The 24,873-nt window shown below is 63.0% G+C and carries 22 protein-coding genes; 13 read left to right on the forward strand and 9 right to left on the reverse strand.

Annotated elements, in window-relative coordinates:
* From JAB6_RS00880 to JAB6_RS29205, 3 genes are all read left to right on the forward strand, one after another.
* Positions 1-1,665, forward strand: a 1,665-nt coding sequence (locus JAB6_RS00880; RefSeq protein WP_070301451.1) for a beta-propeller domain-containing protein, incomplete at its 5' end; no start/stop codon positions are given.
* Between the two features lie 64 nt (positions 1,666-1,729).
* On the forward strand, positions 1,730-2,281 hold the full coding sequence (locus tag JAB6_RS00885) for a sigma-70 family RNA polymerase sigma factor (protein ID WP_254671406.1): 552 nt from the start codon (positions 1,730-1,732) through the stop codon (positions 2,279-2,281).
* Positions 2,278-3,051: a hypothetical protein gene (locus JAB6_RS29205; protein ID WP_070301038.1), complete on the forward strand. Its 774-nt coding sequence runs from the start codon at positions 2,278-2,280 to the stop codon at positions 3,049-3,051. The genes JAB6_RS00885 and JAB6_RS29205 overlap by 4 nt, the downstream gene beginning before the upstream one ends.
* Before the next feature lie 90 nt (positions 3,052-3,141).
* Here JAB6_RS29205 and JAB6_RS00895 read toward each other — a convergent pair whose 3' ends face one another.
* On the reverse strand, positions 3,142-4,287 hold the full coding sequence (locus tag JAB6_RS00895) for an MFS transporter (protein ID WP_070301039.1): 1,146 nt from the start codon (positions 4,285-4,287) through the stop codon (positions 3,142-3,144).
* 282 nt (positions 4,288-4,569) lie between these two features.
* Here JAB6_RS00895 and JAB6_RS00900 point away from each other — a divergent pair, with 282 nt between their 5' ends.
* The 9 genes from JAB6_RS00900 to JAB6_RS00940 all read left to right on the forward strand — a co-directional run bounded on the left by JAB6_RS00900 (position 4,570) and on the right by JAB6_RS00940 (position 14,844).
* On the forward strand, positions 4,570-5,337 hold the full coding sequence (locus JAB6_RS00900; RefSeq protein WP_070301040.1) for a gamma-glutamyl-gamma-aminobutyrate hydrolase family protein: 768 nt from the start codon (positions 4,570-4,572) through the stop codon (positions 5,335-5,337).
* A gap of 56 nt (positions 5,338-5,393) precedes the next feature.
* Positions 5,394-6,764, forward strand: a complete 1,371-nt coding sequence (locus JAB6_RS00905; protein ID WP_035822563.1) for a glutamine synthetase family protein — start codon at positions 5,394-5,396, stop codon at positions 6,762-6,764.
* 12 nt (positions 6,765-6,776) lie between these two features.
* Positions 6,777-8,237: an aspartate aminotransferase family protein gene (locus tag JAB6_RS00910; protein WP_070301041.1), complete on the forward strand. Its 1,461-nt coding sequence runs from the start codon at positions 6,777-6,779 to the stop codon at positions 8,235-8,237.
* Positions 8,238-8,429: 192 nt separating this feature from the next.
* Positions 8,430-9,578 carry an ABC transporter ATP-binding protein gene (potA, locus tag JAB6_RS00915; protein ID WP_070301042.1) on the forward strand — a complete coding sequence of 383 codons (1,149 nt, stop codon included), beginning with the start codon at positions 8,430-8,432 and terminating at the stop codon, positions 9,576-9,578.
* A 7-nt stretch (positions 9,579-9,585) separates the two neighbouring features.
* Positions 9,586-10,515 carry an ABC transporter permease subunit gene (locus JAB6_RS00920; protein WP_070301043.1) on the forward strand — a complete coding sequence of 310 codons (930 nt, stop codon included), beginning with the start codon at positions 9,586-9,588 and terminating at the stop codon, positions 10,513-10,515.
* A complete protein-coding gene (locus JAB6_RS00925; RefSeq protein WP_070301044.1) occupies positions 10,512-11,357 on the forward strand; it encodes an ABC transporter permease in 846 nt (281 codons plus the stop codon). Before JAB6_RS00920 ends, JAB6_RS00925 begins: the two co-directional genes overlap by 4 nt.
* A gap of 196 nt (positions 11,358-11,553) precedes the next feature.
* Complete coding sequence (locus JAB6_RS00930) at positions 11,554-13,041, forward strand: aldehyde dehydrogenase (protein ID WP_070301045.1); 1,488 nt, start codon at positions 11,554-11,556, stop codon at positions 13,039-13,041.
* Positions 13,042-13,217: 176 nt separating this feature from the next.
* Entirely contained in the window at positions 13,218-14,510 is a 1,293-nt protein-coding gene (locus tag JAB6_RS00935; protein ID WP_254671407.1) for a type II toxin-antitoxin system HipA family toxin, read from the forward strand.
* A gap of 1 nt (position 14,511) precedes the next feature.
* Positions 14,512-14,844 carry a helix-turn-helix transcriptional regulator gene (locus JAB6_RS00940; RefSeq protein ID WP_070301047.1) on the forward strand — a complete coding sequence of 111 codons (333 nt, stop codon included), beginning with the start codon at positions 14,512-14,514 and terminating at the stop codon, positions 14,842-14,844.
* Between the two features lie 165 nt (positions 14,845-15,009).
* Here JAB6_RS00940 and panB read toward each other — a convergent pair whose 3' ends face one another.
* The 6 genes from panB to JAB6_RS00970 all read right to left on the reverse strand — a co-directional run bounded on the left by panB (position 15,010) and on the right by JAB6_RS00970 (position 20,338).
* A complete protein-coding gene (gene panB / locus JAB6_RS00945; protein WP_175444471.1) occupies positions 15,010-15,885 on the reverse strand; it encodes a 3-methyl-2-oxobutanoate hydroxymethyltransferase in 876 nt (291 codons plus the stop codon).
* A gap of 109 nt (positions 15,886-15,994) precedes the next feature.
* Positions 15,995-16,471, reverse strand: coding sequence for a 2-amino-4-hydroxy-6-hydroxymethyldihydropteridine diphosphokinase (gene folK / locus JAB6_RS00950; RefSeq protein WP_070301048.1), 477 nt, complete (start codon positions 16,469-16,471; stop codon positions 15,995-15,997).
* Positions 16,471-17,847, reverse strand: a complete 1,377-nt coding sequence (gene pcnB / locus JAB6_RS00955) for a polynucleotide adenylyltransferase PcnB (RefSeq protein ID WP_058048420.1) — start codon at positions 17,845-17,847, stop codon at positions 16,471-16,473. The genes folK and pcnB overlap by 1 nt, the downstream gene beginning before the upstream one ends.
* Entirely contained in the window at positions 17,840-18,511 is a 672-nt protein-coding gene (locus JAB6_RS00960; RefSeq protein WP_035828308.1) for an HAD family phosphatase, read from the reverse strand. The genes pcnB and JAB6_RS00960 overlap by 8 nt, the downstream gene beginning before the upstream one ends.
* Positions 18,511-19,179: a DnaA regulatory inactivator Hda gene (gene hda, locus JAB6_RS00965; protein ID WP_058048421.1), complete on the reverse strand. Its 669-nt coding sequence runs from the start codon at positions 19,177-19,179 to the stop codon at positions 18,511-18,513. Before hda ends, JAB6_RS00960 begins: the two co-directional genes overlap by 1 nt.
* Positions 19,180-19,255: 76 nt before the next feature.
* Positions 19,256-20,338: an AI-2E family transporter gene (locus tag JAB6_RS00970; protein ID WP_070301049.1), complete on the reverse strand. Its 1,083-nt coding sequence runs from the start codon at positions 20,336-20,338 to the stop codon at positions 19,256-19,258.
* 188 nt (positions 20,339-20,526) lie between these two features.
* Between JAB6_RS00970 and purM the strand changes: the two genes are divergently transcribed.
* Positions 20,527-21,570, forward strand: a complete 1,044-nt coding sequence (purM, locus tag JAB6_RS00975; protein WP_034746051.1) for a phosphoribosylformylglycinamidine cyclo-ligase — start codon at positions 20,527-20,529, stop codon at positions 21,568-21,570.
* 63 nt (positions 21,571-21,633) lie between these two features.
* Here purM and JAB6_RS00980 read toward each other — a convergent pair whose 3' ends face one another.
* Positions 21,634-22,965: an MFS transporter gene (locus JAB6_RS00980; RefSeq protein ID WP_070301050.1), complete on the reverse strand. Its 1,332-nt coding sequence runs from the start codon at positions 22,963-22,965 to the stop codon at positions 21,634-21,636.
* Between the two features lie 128 nt (positions 22,966-23,093).
* Positions 23,094-24,710, reverse strand: coding sequence for a GMC family oxidoreductase (locus tag JAB6_RS00985; protein ID WP_254671408.1), 1,617 nt, complete (start codon positions 24,708-24,710; stop codon positions 23,094-23,096).
* Positions 24,711-24,873 lie beyond the last annotated feature (163 nt).

Here is a 24,873-nt window from a genome sequence, read left to right on the forward strand (position 1 = left end):
CTTCTGCCGATGGCGGCCAAGGCTGCCCCCGCGCCATCGGCAGAAGCGGCGGAATCCGTCACCAATGTGCAGACGGCGGGCGTGGACGAAGGCGGCATCGTCAAGCTGCATGGCAAGCACCTGGTGATGCTCCGGCGTGGCAAGCTGTTCACCGTGCAGGTGGGAGGCAATGCCTTGCAGCCAGTGTCCTCGCTCGACGCGTTCGCGCCGGGCAGCGATCCTTCCGGCAGCTGGTATGACGAAATGCTGATCGATGGCGACACGGTCGTGGTGATCGGCTACAGCTACAGCCGTGGCGGCACGGAGATCGGCCTGTTCGACGTCAATGGGGACGGCAAGCTGGCCTACCGTTCCACCTATCACTTGCGCTCCAACGATTATTACTCGTCGCGCAATTACGCGAGCCGCCTGGTCGGCGGCAAGCTGGTGTTCTATTCGCCCCTGTCGCTGAACTTGCGCCGGGGCGACCCGTTCGGCGGCTTCCCCGCGCTGCGCCGCTGGCGCCCTGACGTCGTGCCGTCCGACTTCAAGCGCATCGCCCCGGCCACGCGCATCTACCGTACCGATGAAGAACCTGAAACGGGCTTCGGCCTGACCCTGCATACGGTCACCGTGTGCGACCTGGCGCAGCGCGACATGCGCTGCGAAGCGACGGCCGTGATGGGGCCGCAGGGCCGCGTATTTTATGTGTCGGGCGAATCCGTTTTCGTGTGGACGACGCGGCGCGGCAGTGACTCGCGTGTGTTCCGCATTCCCCTCGACGGCAGCGCGCCCAGCGCCCTGAAGGTGGCCGGTGCGCCCGTCGACCAGTTCTCGTTCCTGGAAAGTAGCGATGGCCACCTGAACGTGCTGCTGCGCGCCGAGGGCCAGGGCGACGCCATGTGGGATGGCGCGCGTGGCCGTGGCGACATGGCCCTGCTGCGCGTGCCATTGGCGTCGTTTTCCGATGGCCGCGACAGCGCGCCCGCCAGCAGCTACAAGGCGCTGCCCGGTGGTGGCGGCTACGGCTTGCAGAACCGCTATGTGGGGTCCTATCTGTTGTACGGCAATCCGGGCAATCCGGGACGCCGCAAGGCGGACCAGGCCTGGCCGCGCCAGCCCCTGTACGCCGTGCGCTGGGCCGATGCGGGCAGCGTGCAAGCCTTGTCCCTGCCGCATGGCGTCGAGCGCATCGAGGCGCTGGGCAATGACGCCGTGGTGATCGGCGCGCAGGGCAGGGATCTGCACTTCAGCACCATCGGCCTGGGGGCGCAGGCGGCGATTGCCACGCGCTACATCCGCGCCGACGCGGCGCAGGGCGAGTCGCGCAGCCACGGCTTTTTCTACAAGCCGCAAGCAGCCGGTGAGGGCGTGATCGGCTTGCCCATCCTGGGCGCGGATGAGCGGCCTGGCCTTAACAAGTCATCCGCCTCCGTGCTCTACTTGCGCAACAGCGGTTTGACATTGACGGAACTGGGTGCGCTGGCCGCGCGGCCGGGCCAGGCGCCGGACGACGGCTGCCGCGCGTCCTGCGTGGACTGGTATGGCAATGCGCGGCCCCTGTTCCTGCAGGGCCGGGTCTTCGCTTTGCTCGGCTATGAATTGGTGGAAGGGGCACTCAAGGAAGGACAGATCCGTGAAGTGCGCCGCATCAGCTATGCGCCCATTGCGTCCCCTGTTCGCTGACGGCGCAGGGAAATTGCCGCTGCCGCGTAGTTCGGCTACACTGGTCCGCATGCCCGACACCCTGATGACCGCGACGGATGAAGACCTGATGCTGCGCTACAGCGCCGGCGACCTGCCGTCGTTTCGCGAACTGTACCGACGCCACAGCCAGGGCCTGTACCGCTTCGTGGCCTGGCGTTCGCCGCGTCGCGCGTGGGTGGACGAGATCGTGCAGGATGCGTGGGCCAGCCTGCATGCGGCGCGCGCCGGCTACCAGCCGCAGGCGGCGTTCCGCACCTATCTGTACCAGATCGCGCGCAACCGCCTGATCGACCTGCTGCGCCAGCGGGAAGGACAGGAAATCGACGCTGCGGGCGAACTGGCGGACGAGGGCGCATCGCCGCCGCAATCGCTGGAGCAGAAACAGCAGCATGCGCTGCTGCATGCGGCCATCGCCGCGTTGCCGGCCGAGCAGAAGGAAACGCTGGTGCTGCAGCAGTTCAGCGGCATGAGCATTCTCGAGATTGCCGTCGTGACGGGGGCGGAAGCGGAAACCGTCAAGAGCCGGCTGCGCTACGCCATGCAGAAATTGCGCGCGGGCTTGGACAGCGCCGCTGGCGCGGGAGGACAGGCATGAATACGCACGATCAAGATAACGACAAACCGAACGACGCACCGATTGACGAGGAGTTGAACGCGCTGCTGGCCAGCCTGCCGCAGCCCGCGCCTTCCAGCGCGCTCGATGCGGCTATCCTGGCGGACGCGGAAAAAGCCTTGCAGCAGTCGGCAGCCGCGAACGACAGCGCCGATGGCGTGCTGCGCACCTTGCCCGCCAAAAAGTCACCGGACTACCTGCAGCGCTGGCGCGTTCCGCTGGGACTGGCCGCAGCCGTGCTGCTGACCGTGAACCTGATCGGCGTGGACTGGTTCGGCTCGAAGCCGGCGCAATTTCCTGTGGTGGGGGAGCCGGTCACGCAGGAGGTGATGTCCGCGCCTGCCACCGCACCTGTTGCCGCACCGGCCGCTGCGCCCGCGCCACCGCCGCCGCCGCGCGCCATGGCCAAAATGGCAGCCAAGCCAGCGCCGCCGCCCCCACCGGCGCCGCCAGCACCGCCGCCCCCACCGGCGCCTGCCACGGCGATGAGCCAGGCGATGGAGCAGCAAGCGGCCATGCAGGCCGAGTCCAGTATGCAGCGCCAGGCGCCCGTGCCCGTCGCGGCCCGCGCCGCGCCGATGCCGCCGCCCGCAAAACTCGACGCTGGCGTGTGGCTGGTGAAGATCGACGCCCTCTTGAAGGCGGGCGAAGGCGCGCTGGCGCAGGAAGAGTGGACGGCGTTCCGGCAGGCCTATCCCGACTATCCGGTGGCCGACGAGCTGCGGCAGCGGCTGGAAAAGCAGAAGCAATAGCGAGTTGATGCGCTGCCTTAACCCGCAGGCAAAGAGCTGGGGTCAGACCCGGCGGGTCTGACCCCGGAATTGAAGGCTCGATCTGCTGGGCTACACGATCCCCTTCCTGCGTTCCCACACGGCGCTGCCGACGAAAATGGCGGCGCATACCCACATCACGGCCGGCAGGGCGTTCACGCCCACCGATTGCATCAGGACGCCCGTCAGCAGGGGGCCGCCGCCACTTGTCACGCCCCAGGTGGCGTTGACGATGGCGCTGGCGCTGGTCAGCGACAGGCCCGTAAACCGTTCGCCGCAGGCCACCAGCGCCAGCATGTAGATGCCGCCCGCCGCCGCGCCCAGCAACAGCAGCAAGGTCCACCACAGCCACGGCGTGCCGACGGCAAACGGCAGCAGCGGCAGCAGCAGGCAGACGGCCACGCCGCAGCCCGCGTGGACTTTGGCGCGGCCGTAGCGGTCGGCCATCCATCCCAGCGCGAATTGCAGGCCCGTGTCGCCCACCAGCACCACGGTGGCCGACAGCAGGGCCAGGTCGGTGCCGATGCCGTGCTCCATCGCGTACAGCGGCAGCAGGCTCAATGCCAGGGTATCGAACAGGGCGAAGAAGGCGGCGCCCAGCACGATCATCGGCATGCGCGGCAGGATCAGGGTCCACTTCACGCCATGTTCTTCCGGCTCCCTTTCCGGGCCGCTGTTCGAGATCAGCATCAGGCCCGGCACGGCCAGCAAGAACAGCAGACCGCAGGCGGCGAAGCTCCAGGAAATCTTGTCGTTGAAGAGCGCCACGAGGGCCGGGCCGATCAGCTGGAAAAACGTAAAACTGGTGGTGTACATGGCCACCACGCGACCCCGGGAATTGTCGGGCGCCAGCCGGTTCACCCACGCTTCGCCGATGGTAAACAGCACGCCCATGGCCCCGCCGAACAGGAAGCGCAGCACGCTCCACGCCAGCAAGTGGTCGGTACACTGCATGGCGACCGTCACCAGCGAGGCCACCCAGACGGCGCCCAGCATGGTGGCGCGCGCGCCGAAACGTCCTACCCAGGCCGAGACGAATGGCGAGGCGGCCAGGATGCCCAGGGCGCTGACGGCCGTGATCATGCCGATGATGTCCGTGCCCACGCCGCGCTGGTGCAGGGTCAATGCGGTGAGCGGCATGGTGGCACCCAGGCCCAGGCCCACCACGCCGATGCTGACGACGAGGGCGAAGAAGTCGCGCCATGGCATGTGCTTCATGGCCGCCCCCTCGGGGTGGAAAAGGTGTTCGGGAAGGCTGGAATACGGTGTGGATGCATGGGAAAGTGAGGGACTTTGCCTGCGGCGCTGGTGTTTGGCGCCGGACGGGCATATGATGATTTTACTAAGTGCAATATTGCAAAGCCGTAGTGTAGGCGATGTGTGCCATCGCTGGCCATGCCCATCGGTGTGGCCGCTGCCTGCGGCTCTGCTGTACAGTGAAGCGAGCGGCAGCGCTGTCATGGCGTTGTCATTGGATCGTCACGCCAGCGAGGTAGCTCTATGCGCCGTCCCATCGTTCTCGTTCCCGCCTGCCAGCGCCAGCTTGGCAGCCACGCCTGGCACATGGCGCAGGACAAATACCTGCACGCCGTGCTGCACGGCGCAGGCTGCATGCCGCTGCTCTTGCCCGCCCTGGGCGCGGACGCGGACCTGGAAGCGGCGCTGCACATCGCCGATGGCGTCATGCTGACCGGTTCCGCTTCGAACGTCGATGCGCGCCTGTATGGCGAAGACATCCTGCATCCCGACCTGCCGCAAGACCCCGCGCGCGACGCCACCACCTTGCCCCTGATCCGCGCCGCGCTGGCGCGCCAGCTGCCCTTGCTCGCCATTTGCCGCGGCTTCCAGGAAGTCAATGTGGCCCTGGGCGGTAGCCTGCACCAGGCCGTGCATGCGGTGCCGGGCATGCAGGACCACCGCGAGAACGTGCTCGATCCTTTGGAGCGCCAGTACGGGCCCGCGCACCGCATCAAGCTGATGCCCGACGGCCTGCTGTCACGCCTCTTGGGTGGCGAGAGCGAAATGATGGTCAATTCCCTGCATGGCCAGGGCGTGGCGCGGCTGGCCGATGGCTTGCTGGTGGAAGCCCTGGCCGACGATGGCCTGGTGGAAGCGTATAGCGTGGCCAAGGCCGCCGGTTTCACGCTGGCCGTGCAATGGCACCCCGAGTGGCAGGTGGAAGACAACCCGCAGTCGATGCGCCTGTTTGGCGCCTTCGGCCAGGCATGCCGCGATTACCAGGAACAGCAGCACCGAAAGAAAGAATGACCGGCGCGCCGCACGCGTAGCACGCGGCGTTTGATCAAGACCAGCGAGAGGGAAACATGGCAATACGCGAAAATTTCACTTATACGGACATGGATTTGTGGCTCAATGAAAAGCGCGTCACGGAAATCGAATGCCTGGTCCCCGACTTGACGGGCGTGGCGCGGGGGAAGATCCTGCCGCGCGGGAAATTCACCCAGGAGCGCGGCATGCGCATCCCGGAAGCGGTACTGGGCATGACGGTGACGGGCAATTACCCGGTCGACGATGGCGGCTACGACCGCGCCATTTCCAGCACCGACCGCGACATGATTTTGAAGGCCGATCCCACCACCATCACCATGGTGCCGTGGGCCACGGACCCCACCGCGCAAGTCATCCACGACTGCTATTTTGCCGACGGCGCGCTGGTCGATTTCGCCCCACGCTCCGTGCTGCGGCGCGTGCTGAAACTGTATGCGGACAAGGGCTGGAAACCTGTCGTGGCGCCCGAGCTGGAGTTCTACCTGACGGCGAAAAACACGGACCCGGACTTGCCATTGAAACCGCCCATCGGGCGCAGCGGCCGGGCCGAGACGAGCCGCCAGGTGTACAGCATCGATGCCGTCAACGAGTTCGATCCCCTGTTCGAGGATATCTACGATTACTGCGAACTGATGAACCTTGACGTCGACACCCTGATCCACGAAATCGGCGCGGGGCAGATGGAAATCAACTTCCTGCACGGCGATCCTCTGGGCCTGGCAGACAAGGTCTTCTTCTTCAAGCGCACCCTGCGCGAAGCGGCCCTGAAACACGATATGTATGCCACCTTCATGGCCAAGCCCATGGCGGGCGAGCCGGGGTCCGCCATGCACGTGCATCAGAGCGTCGTCGACGCGAAGACGGGCCTGAATATCTTCAGCAATGAGGACGGCTCGGCCGCGCCCATTTTCAAGCATTACATCGCGGGCTTGCAGCGCTACATGCCGTCGGCCATGGCTATCGTCGCGCCCTATGTGAATTCCTACCGCCGCATCGTGCGCCACACGGCCGCGCCGATCAACATCCAGTGGGGCCTGGACAACCGCACGGTGGGCTTCCGCGTGCCCGAATCGGGCGTGCAGGACCGCCGCGTGGAAAACCGCATCATCGGCGCCGATGCGAATCCCTACCTGGCCCTGGCCGTCACTTTGGCCTGCGGCTACCTGGGCATGACGGAGCAGCTGGAAGCGACGCCGATGATGGTGGGCAGCGCCTACGACATGAAGTTCGAATTGCCGCAAGGCTTGCCCGAGGCTCTGCAACTGCTGCGCGCGGAAGACAAGCTGCGCACGGTGCTGGGCGAGCGCTTCATCGACGTGTATGCGGCCATCAAGGACCTCGAGCACCAGGAGTTCATGACCGTCATCAGCCCGTGGGAGCGCGAACATCTTCTGCTCCACGTTTAAGAAAGGATCTCAATGAGCACATCCAATAATCCGCTGGCGCCAAGCGCCGCCCTGGTTGCCTCCGTGGCGCAGAAAAACGCGGCGCCGCAGGTGTACGACACGGCCGCCATCCAGCAGATGGACGCGGCCCACTACCTGCATCCGTTCACCGATTTCCAGGACCTGGCGTCGAAAGGCGCGCGTGTGATGGTGCGCGGCGACGGCGTCTACCTGTGGGATAGCCAGGGCAAGAAGATCGTCGATGGCATGTCGGGCTTGTGGTGCGTGAACGTGGGCTATGGCCGCACGTCGATCTCGCAAGCCGTGTACAAACAGATGGAGACGCTGCCCTTCTATAACAGTTTCTTTGGCACGACGAACGTGCCGGCCGCGCAGCTGGCGGCCAAGCTGGCGCAGATATCGCCGCCGCAGTTCCAGCACGTGTTCTTCACCAGTTCCGGTTCCGAAGGCAACGACACGAATTTGCGCATGGTGCGCCGCTACTGGGACATCCTCGGCCACAAGGAACGCCACACCATCATCAGCCGCCACAACGCGTATCACGGCAGCACGGTGGCGGGAGCGTCGCTGGGCGGCATGGATGGCATGCATGCGCAGGGCGGCATGCCGATACCGGGCATCGCGCATATCGGCCAGCCCAATTATCTGGAGTCGGGCCACGGCTTGAGCCCGGAAGCGTTCGGCCTGAAGGCGGCCGGCTGGCTGGAAGACAAAATCCTGGAAATCGGCGCCGACAAGGTGGCCGCCTTCATCGGCGAGCCGGTGCAGGGCGCGGGCGGCGTGATCATTCCGCCCTCGACCTACTGGCCCGAAATCCAGCGCATCTGCGACAAGTACGGCATCTTGCTGATCGCCGATGAAGTCATCTGCGGCTTCGGCCGCCTGGGGCGCTGGTTCGGCTCCGAACTGTTCGGCATCAAGCCCGACCTGATCACGTTTGCCAAGGGCGTCACCTCGGGCTATGTGCCGCTGGGCGGCGTGCTGGTGGGAGACCGTGTCGCCAAGGTGCTGATCGAGCAGGGTGGCGAATTCACCCACGGCTTTACGTATTCGGGCCACCCCGTCGCCTGCGCGGCGGCGCTGGAAAACATCCGCATCATCGAGGAAGAGCAGCTGGTGGCCAAGGTGGCCGAGGATACGGGACCGTACCTGCAGCAGTGCTTCGCCAGCCTGGGCGAACACCCGCTGGTCGGCTATGCGGACAGCTGTGGCCTGGTCGCGGGCCTGAACCTGGTGCGCAAGAAGGGCGCCACCGTGCACGAGAACGAGCTGTTCGACGAGAGCCAGGGCGTGGGCATGATCTGCCGCGGCCACATGTTCGACAACGGCGTCATCATGCGCGCCGTGGGCGAACGCATGATCGTCGCCCCGCCGCTGGTCATGACGCGCGCGCAGATCGATGAAATGGTGGGCCTGATACGGCTGTGTCTGGACAAGACGTATGCGGATGTGAAAGCGAAGGGCTGGGTTTAAGCGTTCGCTGGACAGCAGCCGAATGCTGGGGTCTGACCCGCCGGGTCTGACCCCGGATTTCTGCTGAATGTGCCACAGAAATCACAATTTTCGCAGCACATACGGGTGAGTTCCGCTAAACTTCCATCCTGGCCGCTCTTTGTAGCGGCCAGTTTTTCATTTGACACCCCCTTACCCAGAAGCCATCCACACATGACGATAGCAACACCAGCCGCGTCGGCCAGCGACGCCCCAGCGCCTTTCTTGCTGATTGATCAACTAGTCAAGGAATTCGATGGCGTGCGCGCCGTCAATGATATTTCCGTGACGATCAACAAGGGCGAGATTTTCGCTCTGCTTGGCAGTTCAGGTTGCGGCAAGTCGACCCTGCTGCGCATGCTGGCCGGTTTCGAGACGCCGACGTCGGGGCGCATTGCCCTGGCGGGCGACAGCATCGTCGATGTGCCGCCGCACCAGCGCCCCATCAACATGATGTTCCAGTCGTACGCGCTGTTCCCGCATTTGTCCGTGTGGGACAACATCGCCTTCGGCCTGCGCCGCGACGGTTTGCCGAAAGCGGAAGTGGCGGCGCGGGTCGAGCAGATGCTGGCGCTGGTGCAGCTGGGCCAATACGCGAAGCGCAAGCCGCATCAGCTGTCGGGCGGGCAGCAGCAGCGCGTTGCGCTGGCGCGCAGCCTGGCCAAGCGGCCGCAATTGCTGCTGCTCGACGAGCCGCTGGGTGCACTCGACAAGAAACTGCGCGAGCGCACGCAGATGGAGCTGGTCAACATCATCGAGCAAGTGGGCGTCACCTGCGTGATGGTCACGCACGACCAGGACGAGGCCATGAGCATGGCCACGCGCATCGCCGTCATGAGCGAAGGGCGCATCCTGCAGGTGGGCGCTCCCGGCGAAATCTACGAGACGCCGAATTGCCGTTTCGTGGCCGATTTCATCGGCAGCGTCAACCTGTTCGACGGCCGCATCACACAGGATGAACCCGATCACGTGGTGATCGCCACGCCCGATGGCGAGCACTATGTTTCGCACGGCATCACGGGCAACCTGGGCATGGATGTCTCGGTGGCCGTGCGCCCCGAAAAAATCGGCATCCAGATCGCGCCACCCACCCTGGAAGAGCGCGCGTCACCAAAGGAACACGGCTACAACTGCGCTCAGGGCGTGATCGTCGCCATGGCGTATTTTGGCAATGAAACCAGCTACCACGTGCGCCTCGACAGCGGCACCGTGGTGAAGGTGTCGCGCACCAACGCGGCCCGCCACGACGCCGTGCGCCTCGAGCGCGAACAGCGCGTATGGGTGTGGTGGGATGGCGCCGACATCGTCGTGCTGACCAGCTGAGGCCATCATGACGTCCCTCCTGCAATCGCTGCGTAGCCTGGTCACCCTGCGTTGGGTCACAGGGCGTAACGCCGTCATCGCCGTGCCTTCGCTGTTCTTGGCGGCCGCCTTCCTCGTGCCCTTCCTGATCGTGCTGCGCATCAGCCTGTCCGACATGGACACGGCGGGCAGCCCATTCGGCGGCTTGCTGTCGTACGTCGACGGCATCGTTGTGCTGAAGGTGAAAATCGCCAACTACCTGTTCATCGCCGCCGATGAACTGTATCTGCTCACCTACCTCAGCTCCATCAAATACGCGGCGATTACCACGGCCATTTGCCTCTTCATCGGCTACCCGTTCGCCTACTTCATGGCGCGCGCCAAACCGTCGATCCGCCCCGTGCTGATGATGCTGGTGATGCTGCCGTTCTGGACCTCGTTCCTGCTGCGCGTGTATGCGTGGAAGGGCATCCTGGCCAACCACGGCTTGCTCAACGATCTCTTGATCGCGCTGGGCGTCGTGAGCGAACCGCTGCACATGATGAATACCTCGTTCTCGCTGGTCGTCGGCATGGTGTACGCCTATCTGCCCTTCATGATCCTGCCCTTGTACGCCAACCTGGTGAAAATGGACATGCGCTACCTGGAAGCGGCGGCCGACCTGGGCGCCACGCCCTTGCAGGCGTTCTGGCGCATCACCGTGCCCCTGTCGAAGTCGGGCATCATCGCCGGCGCCATGCTGGTGTTCATTCCGTCCGTGGGCGAATACGTGATTCCCGAGCTGCTGGGCGGCCCGGAAACCCTGATGATCGGCCGCGTGCTGTGGGATGAATATTTCACCAATAACGACTGGGCCATGGCGTCGTCGGTGACGGTGCTGGTGGTCTTGCTGATCCTCGTGCCTATGGCCATTTTTAACAAATACAAGACGGAGCAGGACGCGGAGGAGCGCACATGAACGGACGTACTTTCCTGCAGCGCTGGTTCGGCCGCGGCTGGCTCTCGCTCGGCTATCTGTTCCTTTACCTGCCCATCATCGTGCTGATCGTCTTTTCGTTCAACAGCTCGCGCCAGGACATGGTGTGGAGCGGCTTTTCGCTGCGCTGGTACAGCGAGTTGATGAGCGATACGGAAATCATTTCGGGCTTCGGTTTGTCACTGAAGATCGCTTTCATGTCGGCTACATCATCCGTCATCCTCGGCACGTTTGCCGCCTTTGCCTTGACGAGCTACCAGTGCTTCCGTGGCCGTACCTTGTTCTCGTCCATGGTCAGCGCGCCCTTGGTGATGCCGGAAGTGATCATCGGCCTGTCCCTGCTGCTGATGCTCGTGTCCATGCAAAAGGTCTTCGGTTTTCCCGAACGGGGCGTGCTGACCATCTGGCTCGGCCACACCCTGCTGGGCATGGCGTATGCGGCCGTGGTGGTGCAATCGCGCCTGCAGGAGATGAGTAAATCGCTGGCCGAAGCGGCCATGGACCTGGGCTGCCGCGCGCTCCAGGTGTTCTTCCTCGTGACCCTGCCGAACATCACGCAAGCGCTGGCGTCGGCCTGGCTGCTGACGTTTACCTTGTCGCTCGACGACGTGGTGCTCTCGGCTTTCCTGTCCGGCCCCGGTTCGACGACGATGCCGCTGGTGATCTTCTCGCGCGCGCGCCTGGGGCTCGATCCGCGCGTGAACGCCATCGCTGCGCTGACGATCCTCGTCGTGACGCTCGCCGTGATCGCGTACGCCGTGATGCTGGCGCGCGCCGACCGCAGACGCCGCAAGCAACTGTCCGCGGCGTATTTGGAAGACTAAGTAGGTCGTGGGAAATTATTGTGAAGTTATGACGAACAGAACCGGATGCTCTGCAAGGCGCCCGCTGCGACGCAGTGCGAGCACTGCTAGCAGCGGGCAACGCCGCAGAGCGCCGGGTATGGAAGTCAGAAATAACAATAATCTATTACGCCCTACTTAGGAGTAAGCTGGCGTTTTCACCTTGCAGGAGACGACCATGACGGAAAACACCAGCTGGCATGCGCGGGCCGCAGCGCTCACGATCGATGGCCGCGCCTTCATCAACGGCGAGCGTGCCTGGGCCACATCCGGCCAGACTTTCGACAATCTGTCGCCCATCGACGGGCGCTTGCTGGGGCAGGTGGCCCGCTGCGATGGTGCGGATGTGGATGCGGCTGTGCAGGCCGCGCGCGCCGCTTTTGACGACCGTCGCTGGGCAGGCAAGTCGCCCGCGCAGCGCAAGCGCGTGTTGATCAAGTTCGCCGACCTGGTGCAGAAATACGGTCCCGAGCTGGCCCTGCTGGAAACCCTGGACATGGGCAAACCGATCAAGTACAGCCAGAGCGTGGACGTGGGCGCCACAGCCAACTGCCTGCGCTGGTATGGCGAGGCGATCGATAAAGTCTACGATGAAATCGCACCGACCCCCGCCAACAGCCTGGCTTTGATCACGCGCGAACCGGTAGGCGTCGTTGCCGCCATCGTGCCGTGGAACTATCCGATGATCATGGCCGCCTGGAAGATCGCGCCCGCCCTCGCGGCCGGCAACAGCGTGATCCTGAAACCGTCCGAAAAATCGCCGCTGACGGCCTTGCGCCTGGCCGACATCGCGCTGGAAGCGGGCGTGCCGGCGGGCGTCTTCAACGTGCTGCCCGGTTATGGCAACGAGGCCGGCGCCGCGCTGGCGCTGCACATGGACGTCGATTGCATCGGCTTTACGGGTTCCACGCGCACGGGGAAATTGATAGTGCAGATGGCGGGCCAGTCGAACCTGAAACGGGCATGGACGGAACTGGGCGGCAAGTCCGCCAACATCGTCTGCGCCGATTGCCCTGACCTGGACAAGGCCGTGGCGGCCGCCGTCGGTTCCATCTTCTTCAACCAGGGCGAAAGCTGCAACGCGCCCTCGCGCCTGTTCGTGGAAGAATCGATCAGGGAAGAATTTATCGCCAAGGCGCAGGCCATGCTGCCCCGCTTCCAGCCGGGCGATCCGCTTGACGAAGCCACCGTCATGGGCGCGATTGTCGACGCCACGCAGATGAAGACCGTGATGGGCTACATCGCGTCCGGCAAGCAGGAGGGTGCGCAGCTGCTGGGCGGCGGCGACGCCGTGCGCGCGGAGACGGGCGGCTACTATGTGCAGCCGACCATCTTCGGCGTGGATACGAGCATGACGATCGCGCGCGAAGAAATCTTCGGCCCTGTCCTTTCCGTGCTGGGCTTTACGGATATCGCCGAAGCCATCAAACAGGCCAATGCCACGCCGTACGGCTTGCAGGCGGCCGTGTGGACGTCCGACATCACCAAGGCCATCCAGACGGCGCGCGCCCTGCGTGCGGGCACCGTGCACGTCAACCAGTACGACGGCGACGACATCACCGTGCCGTTCGGCGGCTACAAACAGTCGGGCAACGGGCGTGACAAGTCATTGCACGCGCTGGACAAGTACACGGAATTGAAGACGACCTGGATACAGGTGGGATAATTTTTAAAATAGAACTTAAAAGGACTAATTTATGGTGTTAATGGCTTAAAATAGTTCTTTTAGGATCTATTAAAATTTTCATGGCGATGTATTTTTTAAAAATTTGGATCGTATAAGTGCTAATTTAAGGATAAACTGAACACAATTAGCTACTATAAGATCCAATTGGAGCCGTCATGCACTGCCATTTTCAAATTTTTCATGATGATGCGTGGCACGATTGCGCATCGCTGACTTTGCTTGATCCTGCAGGCGGCAATCCACGCACCGGTACCCTGTTCGAGTATGACCTCGATTATGCCTTCTTCAAGCTTGAGAGTGGACCTGTCTCGCTGCGGTTCCCCGTCACGGCAGAAATGCAGAAGCTGGCGCAATGGCCAGCTTTTATCTTTGACCTGATTCCCCAGGGAAGCGGCCGGACATATCTGCTTGGGCAGCTTCAACTGGCCGATGGTCCGGCTGCCGATTTTCCGCTTGCGTGTGCCGGTGCATTCAATCCAGTCGGGCGCGTGCGCATCGCCGAGGCCGTGCAGTACTACGCACACCATATGAATCGCCACGACAAGGGCAAGCCGCAGACCGGCTTTTCACTGGAGGAGATTATAGGTCGCGGCGATGCCTTCAATGAGCGCATGCTGATGCATAGCATGTTGGCCGCTGGCAGTCTGGGGGTACAAGGAGCGGCACCGAAATATCTGCTGACCACGGACCATGCTGGTTTCTGGCATGCCGATGGCGCTCTGGCGGACAAGTATGCGGCTGCACATTTCATCGTCAAGCGTCCGCGCGGAAAGACCGCCAGCGACGCCAAGGTATTGAGAAATGAAGCCGCATACATGACTGTGGCGCGCGCGATGGGCTTGCGCACCGAAGGCCAACTGCGCTACCAGGACGATACCTTGTTCATTCCCCGTTTTGACCGCCGCATCCGCGATGGAAAAGTGCTGCGACTGCATCAGGAAAGCGCCGCTTCGCTGGCAGGTATCGTTGGCTTTGAAGCCACGCCCAGCCAGTTTGTATTATTGCAGGCGCTGCGCGCCGTCGTCAGTGACAAGACTGCGGAAACCATTGAATTTCTCAAACGCGATATCTTGAACCTAGCCATGCGCAATACCGATAATCACGCACGCAATACGGCGGTACAGCAAGTGGGTGCCGAGGTGCGCCTCACGCCGCTGTTCGATTTTGCGCCGATGTACCTGGACCCGGATGGCATACCACGCGCGGCGCGCTGGTATCACCCGGATACCAAAAACGAGCTGCATGACTGGACGACGATACTGGCTACGATCGGCATGCCGGACGTCGAGCGCCAGCAGGTTCGCCTCGCGCTATACGGATTTGCCCAGCAACTGGCTGCGCTGGAACAGCATATGCAGGAGGCAGGCGTGGATGATGACATCATTGCTTTCCTTCGGCCACATATCGCCGGGCAGCTCGAACAGCTCAAGACATTGGGGGAGCACTGACATGGCGCGTACCAAAAAGACCGTTGACAAGGAGGAGCTGCGGCAGCGCAGGGCGGTGCTTTACGAAGCCATTGAAGCAGGAGCCATCACGCTACAGCACGCCGTCAAGGAAATGCGCGCTATCTCGCGCATGACGCAGGCAGAGTTTGCGACGCACCGGGGCGTGAGCACGAAGGTCATCAAGGAAATCGAGAGCGGCAAGGGCAATCCGACCATCCAGACGCTGAATCGCATCGGACAGTTTTTTGGACTGGAGGTGGCGTTTGTACGGACAGAAACGCTGCGCGAAAAAAAAATCGCCCCGGCAAGTACCGGGGCGATATCGCCTCAATAGGCTAAGTAATCCTCAGGAAATTATTGTGAAATTATGACGAACATAGCCGGATGCTATGCAAGGCGTCCGCCGCGACGCAGTGCGAGCACTGCGAGCGGTGGGCAACGCCGCAGCGTGCCGGTTATGGAGGTCAGAAATCACAATAATTTATGGGGGGTACTTGGATCAGAAGCAGTGTTCCAGCGCCGGGAAGCTGCCATCCTTGACGGCTTTGACATAGCCGGTGACGGCGTCGTCGATGCTGGCCGCGCCTTCCATGAAGTTGCGCACGAAGCGCGCCTTGCGGCCTGGGAACACGCCCAGCATGTCGTGCATGACGAGGACTTGGCCCGAGCAGTCGGGACCTGCGCCGATGCCGATCGTCGGTATCGTCAGCATGTCCGTCACTTCCTTGCCCAGCTGCGTCGGCATCGCTTCCATCAGCACGATGGCGGCGCCCGCATTTTGCAGCGCCAGCGCATCGTTCTTCAGTTCGGCCGCGCTTTCCGTGCTCTTGCCCTGTACTTTATAGCCGCCCAGCTGGTGCACGGATTGCGGCGTCAGGCCGATGTGGGCGCAGATGGGGATGCCGCGCTCGGTGAGGAAACGCACGGTCTCGGCCAGCCAGGCGCCGCCTTCGATCTTGATCATGTGCGCGCCAGCCTGCATCAGGATGACGGCGTTCGCATAGGCTGTTTCAGGCGTGCCGTACGCGCCGAACGGCAGGTCGGACATGATCATGGCCGACTTGCTGCCGCGCGCGACGGACGCCGTGTGGTAGGCCAGTTCGGCCACGGTGACGGGCAGGGTGGAATTGTGGCCGTTGCAGACCATGCCGAGCGAATCGCCGATCAGCAGGATCTCCACGCCGCAGCGGTCCATCAGGGACGCGAAGCTGGCGTCATAGCAGGTCAGCATGGTGATCTTTTCGCCGGCGGCGCGCAGCGTGGCCAGGGTGTGGATGGTCACGGCCTTGTTGGCGACAGGCTTGGCTGGCGCCGGCACCGGTGTGGCGGCCTTGTCTTTTGCGGCCAGATCTGTTCCTTGCAAATAAGCGGACATAGGTATTCTCTAGAGTGAAAGGGGGTGATGCGATTGCGACGCCGCTAGTGTAGTACTTTATGCGGCGTGCTGCAGGGGCGGCATTGTAGTGTATGTCCGGCGCCTTGGCTCAGAGCTGGCTGATGGCCTGGTCGGCCACCGTGGCCAGGTAGTCCTGCGCCGGCCCGAGTCCGGGCACGACGATGGCGGGCGCAAGTTCCAGCAGCGGCACCAGCACGAAGGCGCGCTCGGTGAGGCGCGGATGGGGCACCGTCAGGGTGGCGCTGGCGATCCGTTCATCGCCGTACAGCAGCAAGTCCAGGTCCAGGGTGCGCGGGGCGTTGCGATAGGGCCGCTCGCGCCCGTGCGCCGCCTCGATGGCGTGCAGCGCCAGCAGCAGTTCCTCTGCCGGCAGGGTGGTTGTGATGCGCGCCACGGCGTTGATGTAGTCGTCGCCGCTCGAATCGATGGGCGCCGTGCGGTAGCTGGCCGAGGCGTCAACGAGGGATGCGCCAGGCAGGCGCGCCAGGCGCGCGATCGCATCCTGCACATTCGCACGCGCATCGCCCAGGTTGGCCCCGATGCCGATGTAGGCGGTGACCGTCATTATTCGCCGCTGGTGCTGCCGGTGGTCGAGCCGCCGCCCGTGCCGGTCTTGCTGCGCGTGCTGCGGCGTGGCGGGCGCTTCTTCTTGACGGCGCCCGGTGCGGCATTGGCGCTGACGAGCAGCGCTTCGCGCGTTTCCTCGTCGCCTTCATAAAAGGCCGTCCACCATTCGCCGATGTCCATGTCGATCTCGCCCGAGGCGCAGCGCAGCAGCAGGAAGTCGTAGCCGGCGCGGAAGCGCAGGTGTTCGAGCAGCTTGTACGGCGCCTTGCCGACGCGGCGCTCGAAGCGCGGCTGCATCGACCAGATGTCGCGCATGTCGGAACCGATCTTGCGCTGCAAGGCCAGTTTTTCCGTTTGCGAGTCGAGCACATCGTCGGCCGCCAGGTGCAGCGCGGGGATCGTCGATTCGCCGGCGGCGCGGTAGGCCGTCCATTTTTCCAGCACCTGGTGCCACAGCAGCGAGGCGAACAAAAAGCCTGGCGAGACGGTCTTGCCGGCGGCGATGCGCTGGTCCGTCGCGTCCAGCGCCAGAGTGACGAATTTCGCGCCCAGCGGCTGCTCCAGCACCACGTCGAGCAGCGGCAGCAGGCCGTGATGCAAGCCTTCCTTGCGCAGCTGCTGCAGGCAAGCCAGCGCGTGACCGCTCATCAGGAGTTTGAGCATTTCGTCGAACACGCGCGGCGCGGGCACATTGTTGATCAGCGGCGCCATGACGGGAATCGGCGCGGCCGTGTGCGGCTCGATGGTGAATTTCAGCTTGGCGGCGAAGCGCACGACGCGCAGCATGCGCACGGGATCTTCGCGATAGCGTTCTTCCGGTTTGCCGATCATGCGCAAGGTCTTGGCGCGGATGTCTTCCACTCCGCCGTGGTAGTCGAGTACTTCCTGCGTGGCCGGGTTGTAATACATGGCGTTGATCGTGAAGTCGCGGCGCAGCGCGTCTTCGTGCTGCAAGCCGAAGGTGTTGTCGCGCAGGACGCGGCCATGTTCATCCTTGGGCGCAGAGTCGGCGCCGGCGCCGCGGAAGGTCGTCACTTCCAGCAAATCCTGGCCGAACATCACGTGCACGATCTGGAAGCGCTTGCCGATGATGAAGGCGCGGCGGAACAAACGCTTGACCTGTTCCGGCGTGGCGTTGGTGGCGATGTCGAAGTCTTTCGGTTTCACGCCCAGCAGCAGGTCGCGCACGGCGCCGCCGACGACAAAGGCCTCGAAGCCCGCCTCCTGCAGGCTGCTGGTGACGCGGATGGCATTCGACGACACCAGTTTCGGGTCGATTCCGTGTTGCGCAGGACCGAGCACGATGGGTGCAGTGGTGTCGCGCGCTGCCTCTTTTTTAACGCCGAGGATCTTGCGGATGAATTTTTTAATCATTGAATAAGTGGAGTGATGGCCAGCCGTGGAGGGATGCGTGTGCGCTCAAAGCGGTGTTGGGGTTGGTCGCGACAGGGTGGGTCACGACCGACAGCAGGGGAATGTCGTTGTGCGAATCGCTGTAGAAATAGCTGCGCTCGAACTGCCCCAGTTCCTTGCCCATCTTTTCCAGCCAGGCGTGGGTGTGGGTCAGCTTGCCCGCGCCCAGGGTCGGCGTGCCGACCAGCTTGCCCGTGACGTTGCCTGCGTCGTCATATTCGGGCATGGCCGCCAGCAGGTGCTCGACGCCAAGCGCGTCGGCGATGGGTTTGGTGATGAAATGGTTGGTGGCCGTGACGATGGCCAGCAGGTCGCCCGCGTCCTGGTGCTGTTTCAGCAGGGCCACGACTTCCGGACGGATGGCCGGCATGACCACTTCGGCCATGAATTGCCGGTGCAGCGCTTCCAGGCGCTCGCGCGGGAATTGCGCCAGTGTGCCGAGCGAGAATTCCAGGTATTCCACCGGATCGAGCGTGCCGGCCTGGTATTGCGCGAAAAATTCGTCGTTGCGGCGGGTGAATTCGGCGGCGTCCACGGCACCGATGCGTACCAGGAATTCGCCCCACTCGTGATCCGAGTCGATGGGCAGCAGGGTGTGGTCGAGGTCAAACAGGGCCAGATTCATCATTCTTTCGCTTCCGCCTGCAGCAACTCGCGCAACAATGGCAAGGTGATCGGGCGTTGGGTTTCAAGGGAGTAGAGGTCGAGAGAGTCCAGCATCGTCGACAGCGAACGCATGTCGCGCCGGAAATGGGACAGCAGATAGGGTAACACGCCGGGCGACAAGGTCAAGCCGCGGGTGGTGGCCGCCTGGGTCAGGGCGGCGATTTTTTCATCGTCGGTCAAGCCGTGGATTTGATAGATCAGGCCCCAGCCCATGCGCGTGCGCAAGTCTTCGCGCACGGGCAGCACGGCGGGCGGCACGGCGCCGCTGCAGACCATGAATGCCTTGTTGGCGCGGATTTCATTGAACAGGGCAAAAGCATCGATCTGCGCCAGCGGCGACAGCTTTTCGCAGTCGTCGAGCAGGTACAGGTCGACGTCAGGCGAATACACGAATTCGGACTCGATCGAGAATGGCGAAATGTAGCGCGCGCGCTCGGTGCTGGCCAGGGCCTTGAGCAGGTGGCTCTTGCCGGCGGCCAGTTCGCCCCACAGGTAGGCAAAATGTTCGCGCGACGTGCGCGCGGCGAACTGGCGCATCAGCTGCGCCACTTCGGCATTCTGTCCCACCTCGAAGGTATCGAGGCTGTGCGCCTGGTCTGTGCCTAAATCGAGCACCAGTTGTTTCATGGCGTACGCCTTGTCCTGTTTTTCATTACTGCATGTGCATCGTGGTATTGCTAGGTTGATATGATATCCGCTTTTACTAGGTATTATAGAAGCTGCTGGAGAGGTAGTGGCGTCTTAGATGCTTAAAAGCGACCATCAGGACGGCAGAAGCGGGTAAAGCAAGCAAAACGCCGACGAAACCGAACAATTGTCCGAAAGCCAGCAAGGCAAAGATCACGGCCAGCGGATTTAAACCGATGCGCTCGCCCACCAGACGCGGCGTGAGGAAAAAGCCTTCGATGACCTGGCCGCAGCCGTAGATGACGGCCACGGCGATGACGCCGCTCCAGTCTGCAAACTGCAGCAGGGCGGCGATCAGCGCCAGCATCAGGCCCAGTCCGAAGCCCAGGTAGGGGATGAACACCAGCAAGCCCGTGATGATGCCCACAGGCAATGCCACTTCAAAACCGGCGATGGCCAGCGCCACCGAGTAATACGTGGCCAGCACCAGCATGACGAGCAACTGGCCGCGCAGGTATTGCGCCAGCAGGGTATCGACTTCCTGCGCCATGCCCACCGTGCGGCCGACCCAGCGGCGCGGCACGGCGGCGGCGATGCGCGCCAGCATCGGATGCCAGTCCAGCAACAAATAAAACAGCACCACGGGAATCAGCACGACGGTGGCCAGCCAGCCCAGCACGGCCGTGCCGCCGATACGGGCCGAGGCGAGCACCGTGCTCCAGATTTCATCGCCGCTGGTGGCCATCTGCTGGCTCAGCATGCGCTTGATGCCCGTGCCGTCCAGGCGCACGCGGATGCCGAGGTCGCGCAGTTTCGGCGCCAGGAACTCGTTCGCCTTGCTGAGGAATTGCGGGATTTGCGCCTGCAGCAGCGGGATTTCCTTCTGCAACACGGGCACGACGATCAGCACCAGCGCCGTGATGGCGAGGAAAAACAACACTACGACGACCAGCACGGCCAGCGGACGGGGCACGTAAAAGCGCTTGTAATGGAGGCGCTGCAAGCGGTCGACGCCGGGATTGAGCACGTAAGCGAGGATGGCGGCGGCCAGGAAGGGCGTCAGGATGGGGCCGAGGCTGACGAGCAGCAGCAAAAATGCCAGCCAGACCGCGATCCAAAATGCTGTTTGCTTCTGTTCGGCGGTGATGGCGAATGGCATGTAGTTTGTACTGTTGCGTTAAAAAAAGGCAGTTAATTACGAAATAGCGGGGCAGTTTGATAAAATAGCGACTTGATCGACCGAATTCACCCGCTGGCGCCCTGCCGCACGATGTTGAAAAACATGCTTGCGCGCGCGTGCTGGCGGGTATCCGCCTTCTATTTTACCGCCTCCGCTGCCACCACACCATGAACCAGACTTCTAATGTTTCCCTTTCCTACCGTGACGCTGGCGTCGATATCGACGCAGGCGACGCTTTAGTCGAAGCAATCAAGCCGTTTGCCAAGCGCACCCTGCGCGAAGGCGTGATGGGCGGCCTGGGCGGTTTTGGCGCCATGTTTGAAATCAGCAAGAAGTACAAGGAACCGGTGCTGGTCTCGGGTACCGACGGCGTCGGCACTAAATTGCGCCTGGCGTTCGAACTGAACCGCCATGACACGGTCGGCATCGACCTGGTCGCCATGAGCGTCAACGACATCCTGGTGCAAGGCGCCGAGCCGCTGTTCTTCCTCGACTACTTCGCTTGCGGCAAGCTGGACGTGGCCATTGCCACCGACGTCATCAAGGGCATCGCCCAGGGTTGCGAACAAGCCGGTTGCGCGCTGATCGGCGGCGAAACGGCGGAAATGCCGAGCATGTACCCGGCCGGCGAATACGATCTGGCAGGTTTTGCCGTCGGCGCCGTGGAAAAATCGAAAATCATCGACGGCACCAAGATCGCCCCGGGCGACGTGGTGCTGGGCCTGGCCTCGTCGGGCGTGCACTCGAACGGTTACTCGCTGGTGCGCAAGATCATCGAAGTGGCGAAACCTGACCTGGAAGGCGACTTCCACGGCCGCAAGCTGGCCGACGTGCTGATGCAGCCGACGCGCATCTACGTCAAGCCGCTGCTGGCGCTGATGGATGCCATGGAAGTCAAGGGCATGGTGCACATCACCGGTGGCGGCCTGGTGGAAAACATCCCGCGCGTGCTGCAGCCTGGCCTGGTGGCCGAGCTGGACTCGAAGGCATGGACCATGCCGCCGCTGTTCACGTGGCTGCAACAGCACGGCGGCGTGGCTGACGCCGAAATGCACCGCGTCTTCAACTGCGGCATCGGCATGACCGTCATCGTCTCGCAAGAGAATGCGGACGCCGCCATCGCCCAGCTGCAAGCGGCCGGCGAAACCGTGTCGCGCATCGGCACGATCCGCGCGCGTAACGGCGACGAGCACCAGACTATCGTCATCTAAGCTGTAGCTTGAATGGAAAAGGCAGGCACTCGCGAGAGGCCTGCTTTTTTTACGTCCGGATGTCTACCGCGCGTGCGCCGTCTTCATGCGGCCATCCGGCTGCGAGCCTCCTTTTCCGATCATGGCCACGCTGACGGCCGAGACGAGCGAGGCGAACAGGATGTAGCCGACGATGTGCCACGGCTCGCCATTGCCCGTCTTGAGCAGGTAGGTGGCGATGATGGGCGTCAGGCCGCTGGCGAAGATGCCCGAGAATTGGTAGACGAAGGAGATGCCCGTGTAGCGTACCTTGGCGTCGAACAGGTCGCAGAACAGGGCCGCTTCCGGGCCGTACACGGCCGAATACAGCACGCCCAGCGGGATGATCACGGAACACCACAGCAGCAGCGGATTGTCGGCGTGGTTGAGCATGATCCAGAAGGCGGGAATCGACGACACGCCCGTGATCAACGAGCCCCAGAAAAACACCTTGGTGCGGCCGATGCGGTCCGACAGCCTGCCGAAGAACGGAATGCAGAAGCACATCACGACGGCCGACGCCATCACGCCCATCAGCGCTTCCGTGCGGTCGATCTTGATGGTGTTGGTCAGGTAGGTGATGGAAAACACGCCAAAGATATTGAAGAACACGCCGTCGATATAGCGCGCGCCCATACCCTTCAAGACATTGCCCGGATAGCGTTTCAGCAGGTCGAAGAATGGAATCTGCGTCTCCGCGTTCTTCTCCTTGACGGCCTGGAATTCGGGCGTTTCCATCACGTTCAGGCGTATCCACATGCCGATGAAGACGAGGGCCGCCGACAGGATGAAGGCGACGCGCCAGCCCCAGGACAGGAATTGCGTATCCGTCAAGGTATACGACAGGATCGCCACCACGCCCGAAGCGAGGCACAGGCCGATGGCCAGGCCGATCTGCGGCAGGCTGGCATAGAAGCCGCGCTCCTTTGGGGGCGCATATTCATACGCCATCAGCACGGCGCCGCCCCATTCGCCACCGAGGCCGATACCCTGCAGCACGCGCAGGAACAGCAGCAGGCCAGGGGCCCAGTAGCCGATGTGGTCGTAGGTCGGCAGCACGCCGATCAGGAAAGTGGAGATCCCCATGATCATCAGGGTCATCACCAGCATGCTCTTGCGGCCGATCTTGTCGCCGAAGTGGCCGAAGATCACGCCGCCGATGGGGCGCGACAGAAAACCTACGGCAAAGGTGCCGTAGGCCAGCATGGTCGAGACGAGCGGATCGCCGCCCGGGAAATACAGCTTGCTGAACACGATGCCGGCCACGACGCCGTATAAAAAGAAGTCATACCATTCGATGGTGGCGCCGATCACGCTGGCCATCACGACTTTCCGTAGCTCTTTGGCCTTTTTCGGATTGCTCGTATTGTTATCCATAATATCTAGTCTCCTATCGATATCGATTATGTGTTTTTTTCTGATGCCTGGCTGATTGCCAAGTCATTGAGGGGCGGGCCACTCTGCCCGCCGCTGGCATCCTCCTTTGGGAACGGAATGGGGTAGAGTCAGGCCGCCTTGGGCAGGCGCACGGCGTCCGCCAAAATCATGTCGGCCGCTTTTTCGGCGATCATGATGGTGGGCGCGTTCGTATTGCCCGAGACGATTTCCGGCATGATCGACGCGTCGACCACGCGCAGGTTCTGCATGCCGTGCACGCGCAGACGCTCGTCGACGACGGCCATGGCGTCATGCCCCATCTTGCAGGTGCCGCTCGGGTGGTAGATCGACTGGCTGAAGCGCCGCGCCGCGTCCAGCAGTTCCTCATCGTTCTGGAACTGCGGGCCGGGCACGAACTCGGAAATGATGTGCGGCGCCAGCGACGGGGCGGCAGCGATTTTTCGGGCCACGCGCAGGGCGGCAACCGCCGTCTGCTGGTCGCGCGGGTCGGACAGATAATTCGGGTAGATGCCAGGATAAGCGAGTGGATCGGCGGACTTGATCGACACGTGGCCGCGGCTGTGCGGGCGCAGCTGGCACACGGACGACGTGAACGCGGAAAACGGATGCGCGCCTTCGCCCGGCTTGTCGGCGCTCAGCGGCTGCATGTGGAACTGGATGTCGGGCCGTTCCACGTCGGGCGACGACTTGGTAAACACTGTCACCTGGCTGGCCGCCAGGGTCAACGGTCCCGAGCGGGAAAACACATATTGCATGCCCACCCACAGCTTGCCCCACAGGCTGTTGACTTCATCGTTCAGGGTTTTCAGCCGCGTCTTGAAGACGAGGCGGATTTGCAGATGGTCTTGCAGGTTCTGTCCCACGCCGGGCAAGTCGTGCACGAGCGGCACGCCCACTTCATCGAGCAGGGCGCGCGGGCCCACGCCCGAGCATTGCAGGATTTGCGGCGAACCGATGGCGCCCGCGCAGAGTATCACTTCGCCGCTGGCATGCGCCTGGCGCAGCTGGCCATCCTGCCGGAATTCGATGCCGACGGCACGCTTGCCATCGAACAGTACGCGCGTGATTTGCGCGCGCACTTCCACGCGCAGGTTGGCGCGCTTGCGGGCGGGCCGAAGGAAGGCTTTCGCCGTACTCCAGCGCAAGCCCTTGCTGGCTGTCTGCTGGAAATAGCCGACACCTTCCTGCGTGGCGCCGTTGTAATCGGCATTGAAGGGGATGCCGCTTTCCGTGGCGCCCGCAATAAAATGCTCGGCGATGGGGCGGCGCAGCCGCAGGTCCGACACTTTCAATGGACCGCCCACGCCATGGTAATCGCTGGCGCCGCGTTCCTGGTCCTCCGATTTCTTGAAATAGGGCAGCACCTCGGCATAGCTCCAGCCTGCATTGCCGAGTTCGGCCCAGCGGTCGTAGTCTTCCTTCTGGCCCCGCACGTACAGCAAGCCGTTGAGCGAGCTGGAACCGCCCAGCACCTTGCCGCGCGGCCATTGCAGCTGGCGCCCCGCGATGCCGGCGTCCGCTTCCGTGCGGTAGCACCAGTCGAGCTTGGGATCGTGCATGGTCTTGAAATAGCCGACCGGCACGTGTATCCAGGGATTGTTGTCCTTGCCGCCCGCTTCCAGCAGCAATACCTGATTGTTGCTGTCGTGCGACAGGCGGTTGGCCAGCACGCAGCCGGCGGAACCGGCGCCGACAACGATGTAATCGTAGTGTATTTGCAACATTGTTCTTGTCTCCTGCGTTGCGGTATCGCACCGCCTCAGCGGGCGTTTTTTGCGATACACTGGTCTTTATTGGTTATTTTTGGAACTTCTGGTTCCATTTATAAAAGACGTGCGGCACCGGGACAAGCGGAAACAGCCGCATACGCGAGAGGTGAAACAGAAC

Source organism: Janthinobacterium sp. HH104 (assembly GCF_001758715.1).
GTDB classification, from domain to species: Bacteria; Pseudomonadota; Gammaproteobacteria; order Burkholderiales; family Burkholderiaceae_D; genus Janthinobacterium; species Janthinobacterium aestuarii.

Bases quoted from the DNA above. Each gene is read 5' to 3' on its own strand.
- purM (WP_034746051.1), top strand. From the start codon at position 20,527: ATGAACCAGACTTCTAATGTTTCCCTTTCCTACCGTGACGCTGGCGTC.
- JAB6_RS00935 (WP_254671407.1), top strand. From the start codon at position 13,218: ATGCACTGCCATTTTCAAATTTTTCATGATGATGCGTGGCACGATTGC.
- potA (WP_070301042.1), top strand. From the start codon at position 8,430: ATGACGATAGCAACACCAGCCGCGTCGGCCAGCGACGCCCCAGCGCCT.
- JAB6_RS00910 (WP_070301041.1), top strand. From the start codon at position 6,777: ATGAGCACATCCAATAATCCGCTGGCGCCAAGCGCCGCCCTGGTTGCC.
- JAB6_RS00925 (WP_070301044.1), top strand. From the start codon at position 10,512: ATGAACGGACGTACTTTCCTGCAGCGCTGGTTCGGCCGCGGCTGGCTC.
- hda (WP_058048421.1), bottom strand. From the start codon at position 19,179: ATGAAACAACTGGTGCTCGATTTAGGCACAGACCAGGCGCACAGCCTC.
- folK (WP_070301048.1), bottom strand. From the start codon at position 16,471: ATGACGGTCACCGCCTACATCGGCATCGGGGCCAACCTGGGCGATGCG.
- JAB6_RS00940 (WP_070301047.1), top strand. From the start codon at position 14,512: ATGGCGCGTACCAAAAAGACCGTTGACAAGGAGGAGCTGCGGCAGCGC.
- JAB6_RS00895 (WP_070301039.1), bottom strand. From the start codon at position 4,287: ATGAAGCACATGCCATGGCGCGACTTCTTCGCCCTCGTCGTCAGCATC.
- JAB6_RS00985 (WP_254671408.1), bottom strand. From the start codon at position 24,710: ATGTTGCAAATACACTACGATTACATCGTTGTCGGCGCCGGTTCCGCC.
- JAB6_RS00970 (WP_070301049.1), bottom strand. From the start codon at position 20,338: ATGCCATTCGCCATCACCGCCGAACAGAAGCAAACAGCATTTTGGATC.
- JAB6_RS00900 (WP_070301040.1), top strand. From the start codon at position 4,570: ATGCGCCGTCCCATCGTTCTCGTTCCCGCCTGCCAGCGCCAGCTTGGC.
- JAB6_RS00905 (WP_035822563.1), top strand. From the start codon at position 5,394: ATGGCAATACGCGAAAATTTCACTTATACGGACATGGATTTGTGGCTC.
- JAB6_RS29205 (WP_070301038.1), top strand. From the start codon at position 2,278: ATGAATACGCACGATCAAGATAACGACAAACCGAACGACGCACCGATT.
- JAB6_RS00930 (WP_070301045.1), top strand. From the start codon at position 11,554: ATGACGGAAAACACCAGCTGGCATGCGCGGGCCGCAGCGCTCACGATC.
- JAB6_RS00960 (WP_035828308.1), bottom strand. From the start codon at position 18,511: ATGAATCTGGCCCTGTTTGACCTCGACCACACCCTGCTGCCCATCGAC.
- JAB6_RS00885 (WP_254671406.1), top strand. From the start codon at position 1,730: ATGACCGCGACGGATGAAGACCTGATGCTGCGCTACAGCGCCGGCGAC.
- pcnB (WP_058048420.1), bottom strand. From the start codon at position 17,847: ATGATTAAAAAATTCATCCGCAAGATCCTCGGCGTTAAAAAAGAGGCA.
- JAB6_RS00980 (WP_070301050.1), bottom strand. From the start codon at position 22,965: ATGGATAACAATACGAGCAATCCGAAAAAGGCCAAAGAGCTACGGAAA.
- panB (WP_175444471.1), bottom strand. From the start codon at position 15,885: ATGTCCGCTTATTTGCAAGGAACAGATCTGGCCGCAAAAGACAAGGCC.
- JAB6_RS00920 (WP_070301043.1), top strand. From the start codon at position 9,586: ATGACGTCCCTCCTGCAATCGCTGCGTAGCCTGGTCACCCTGCGTTGG.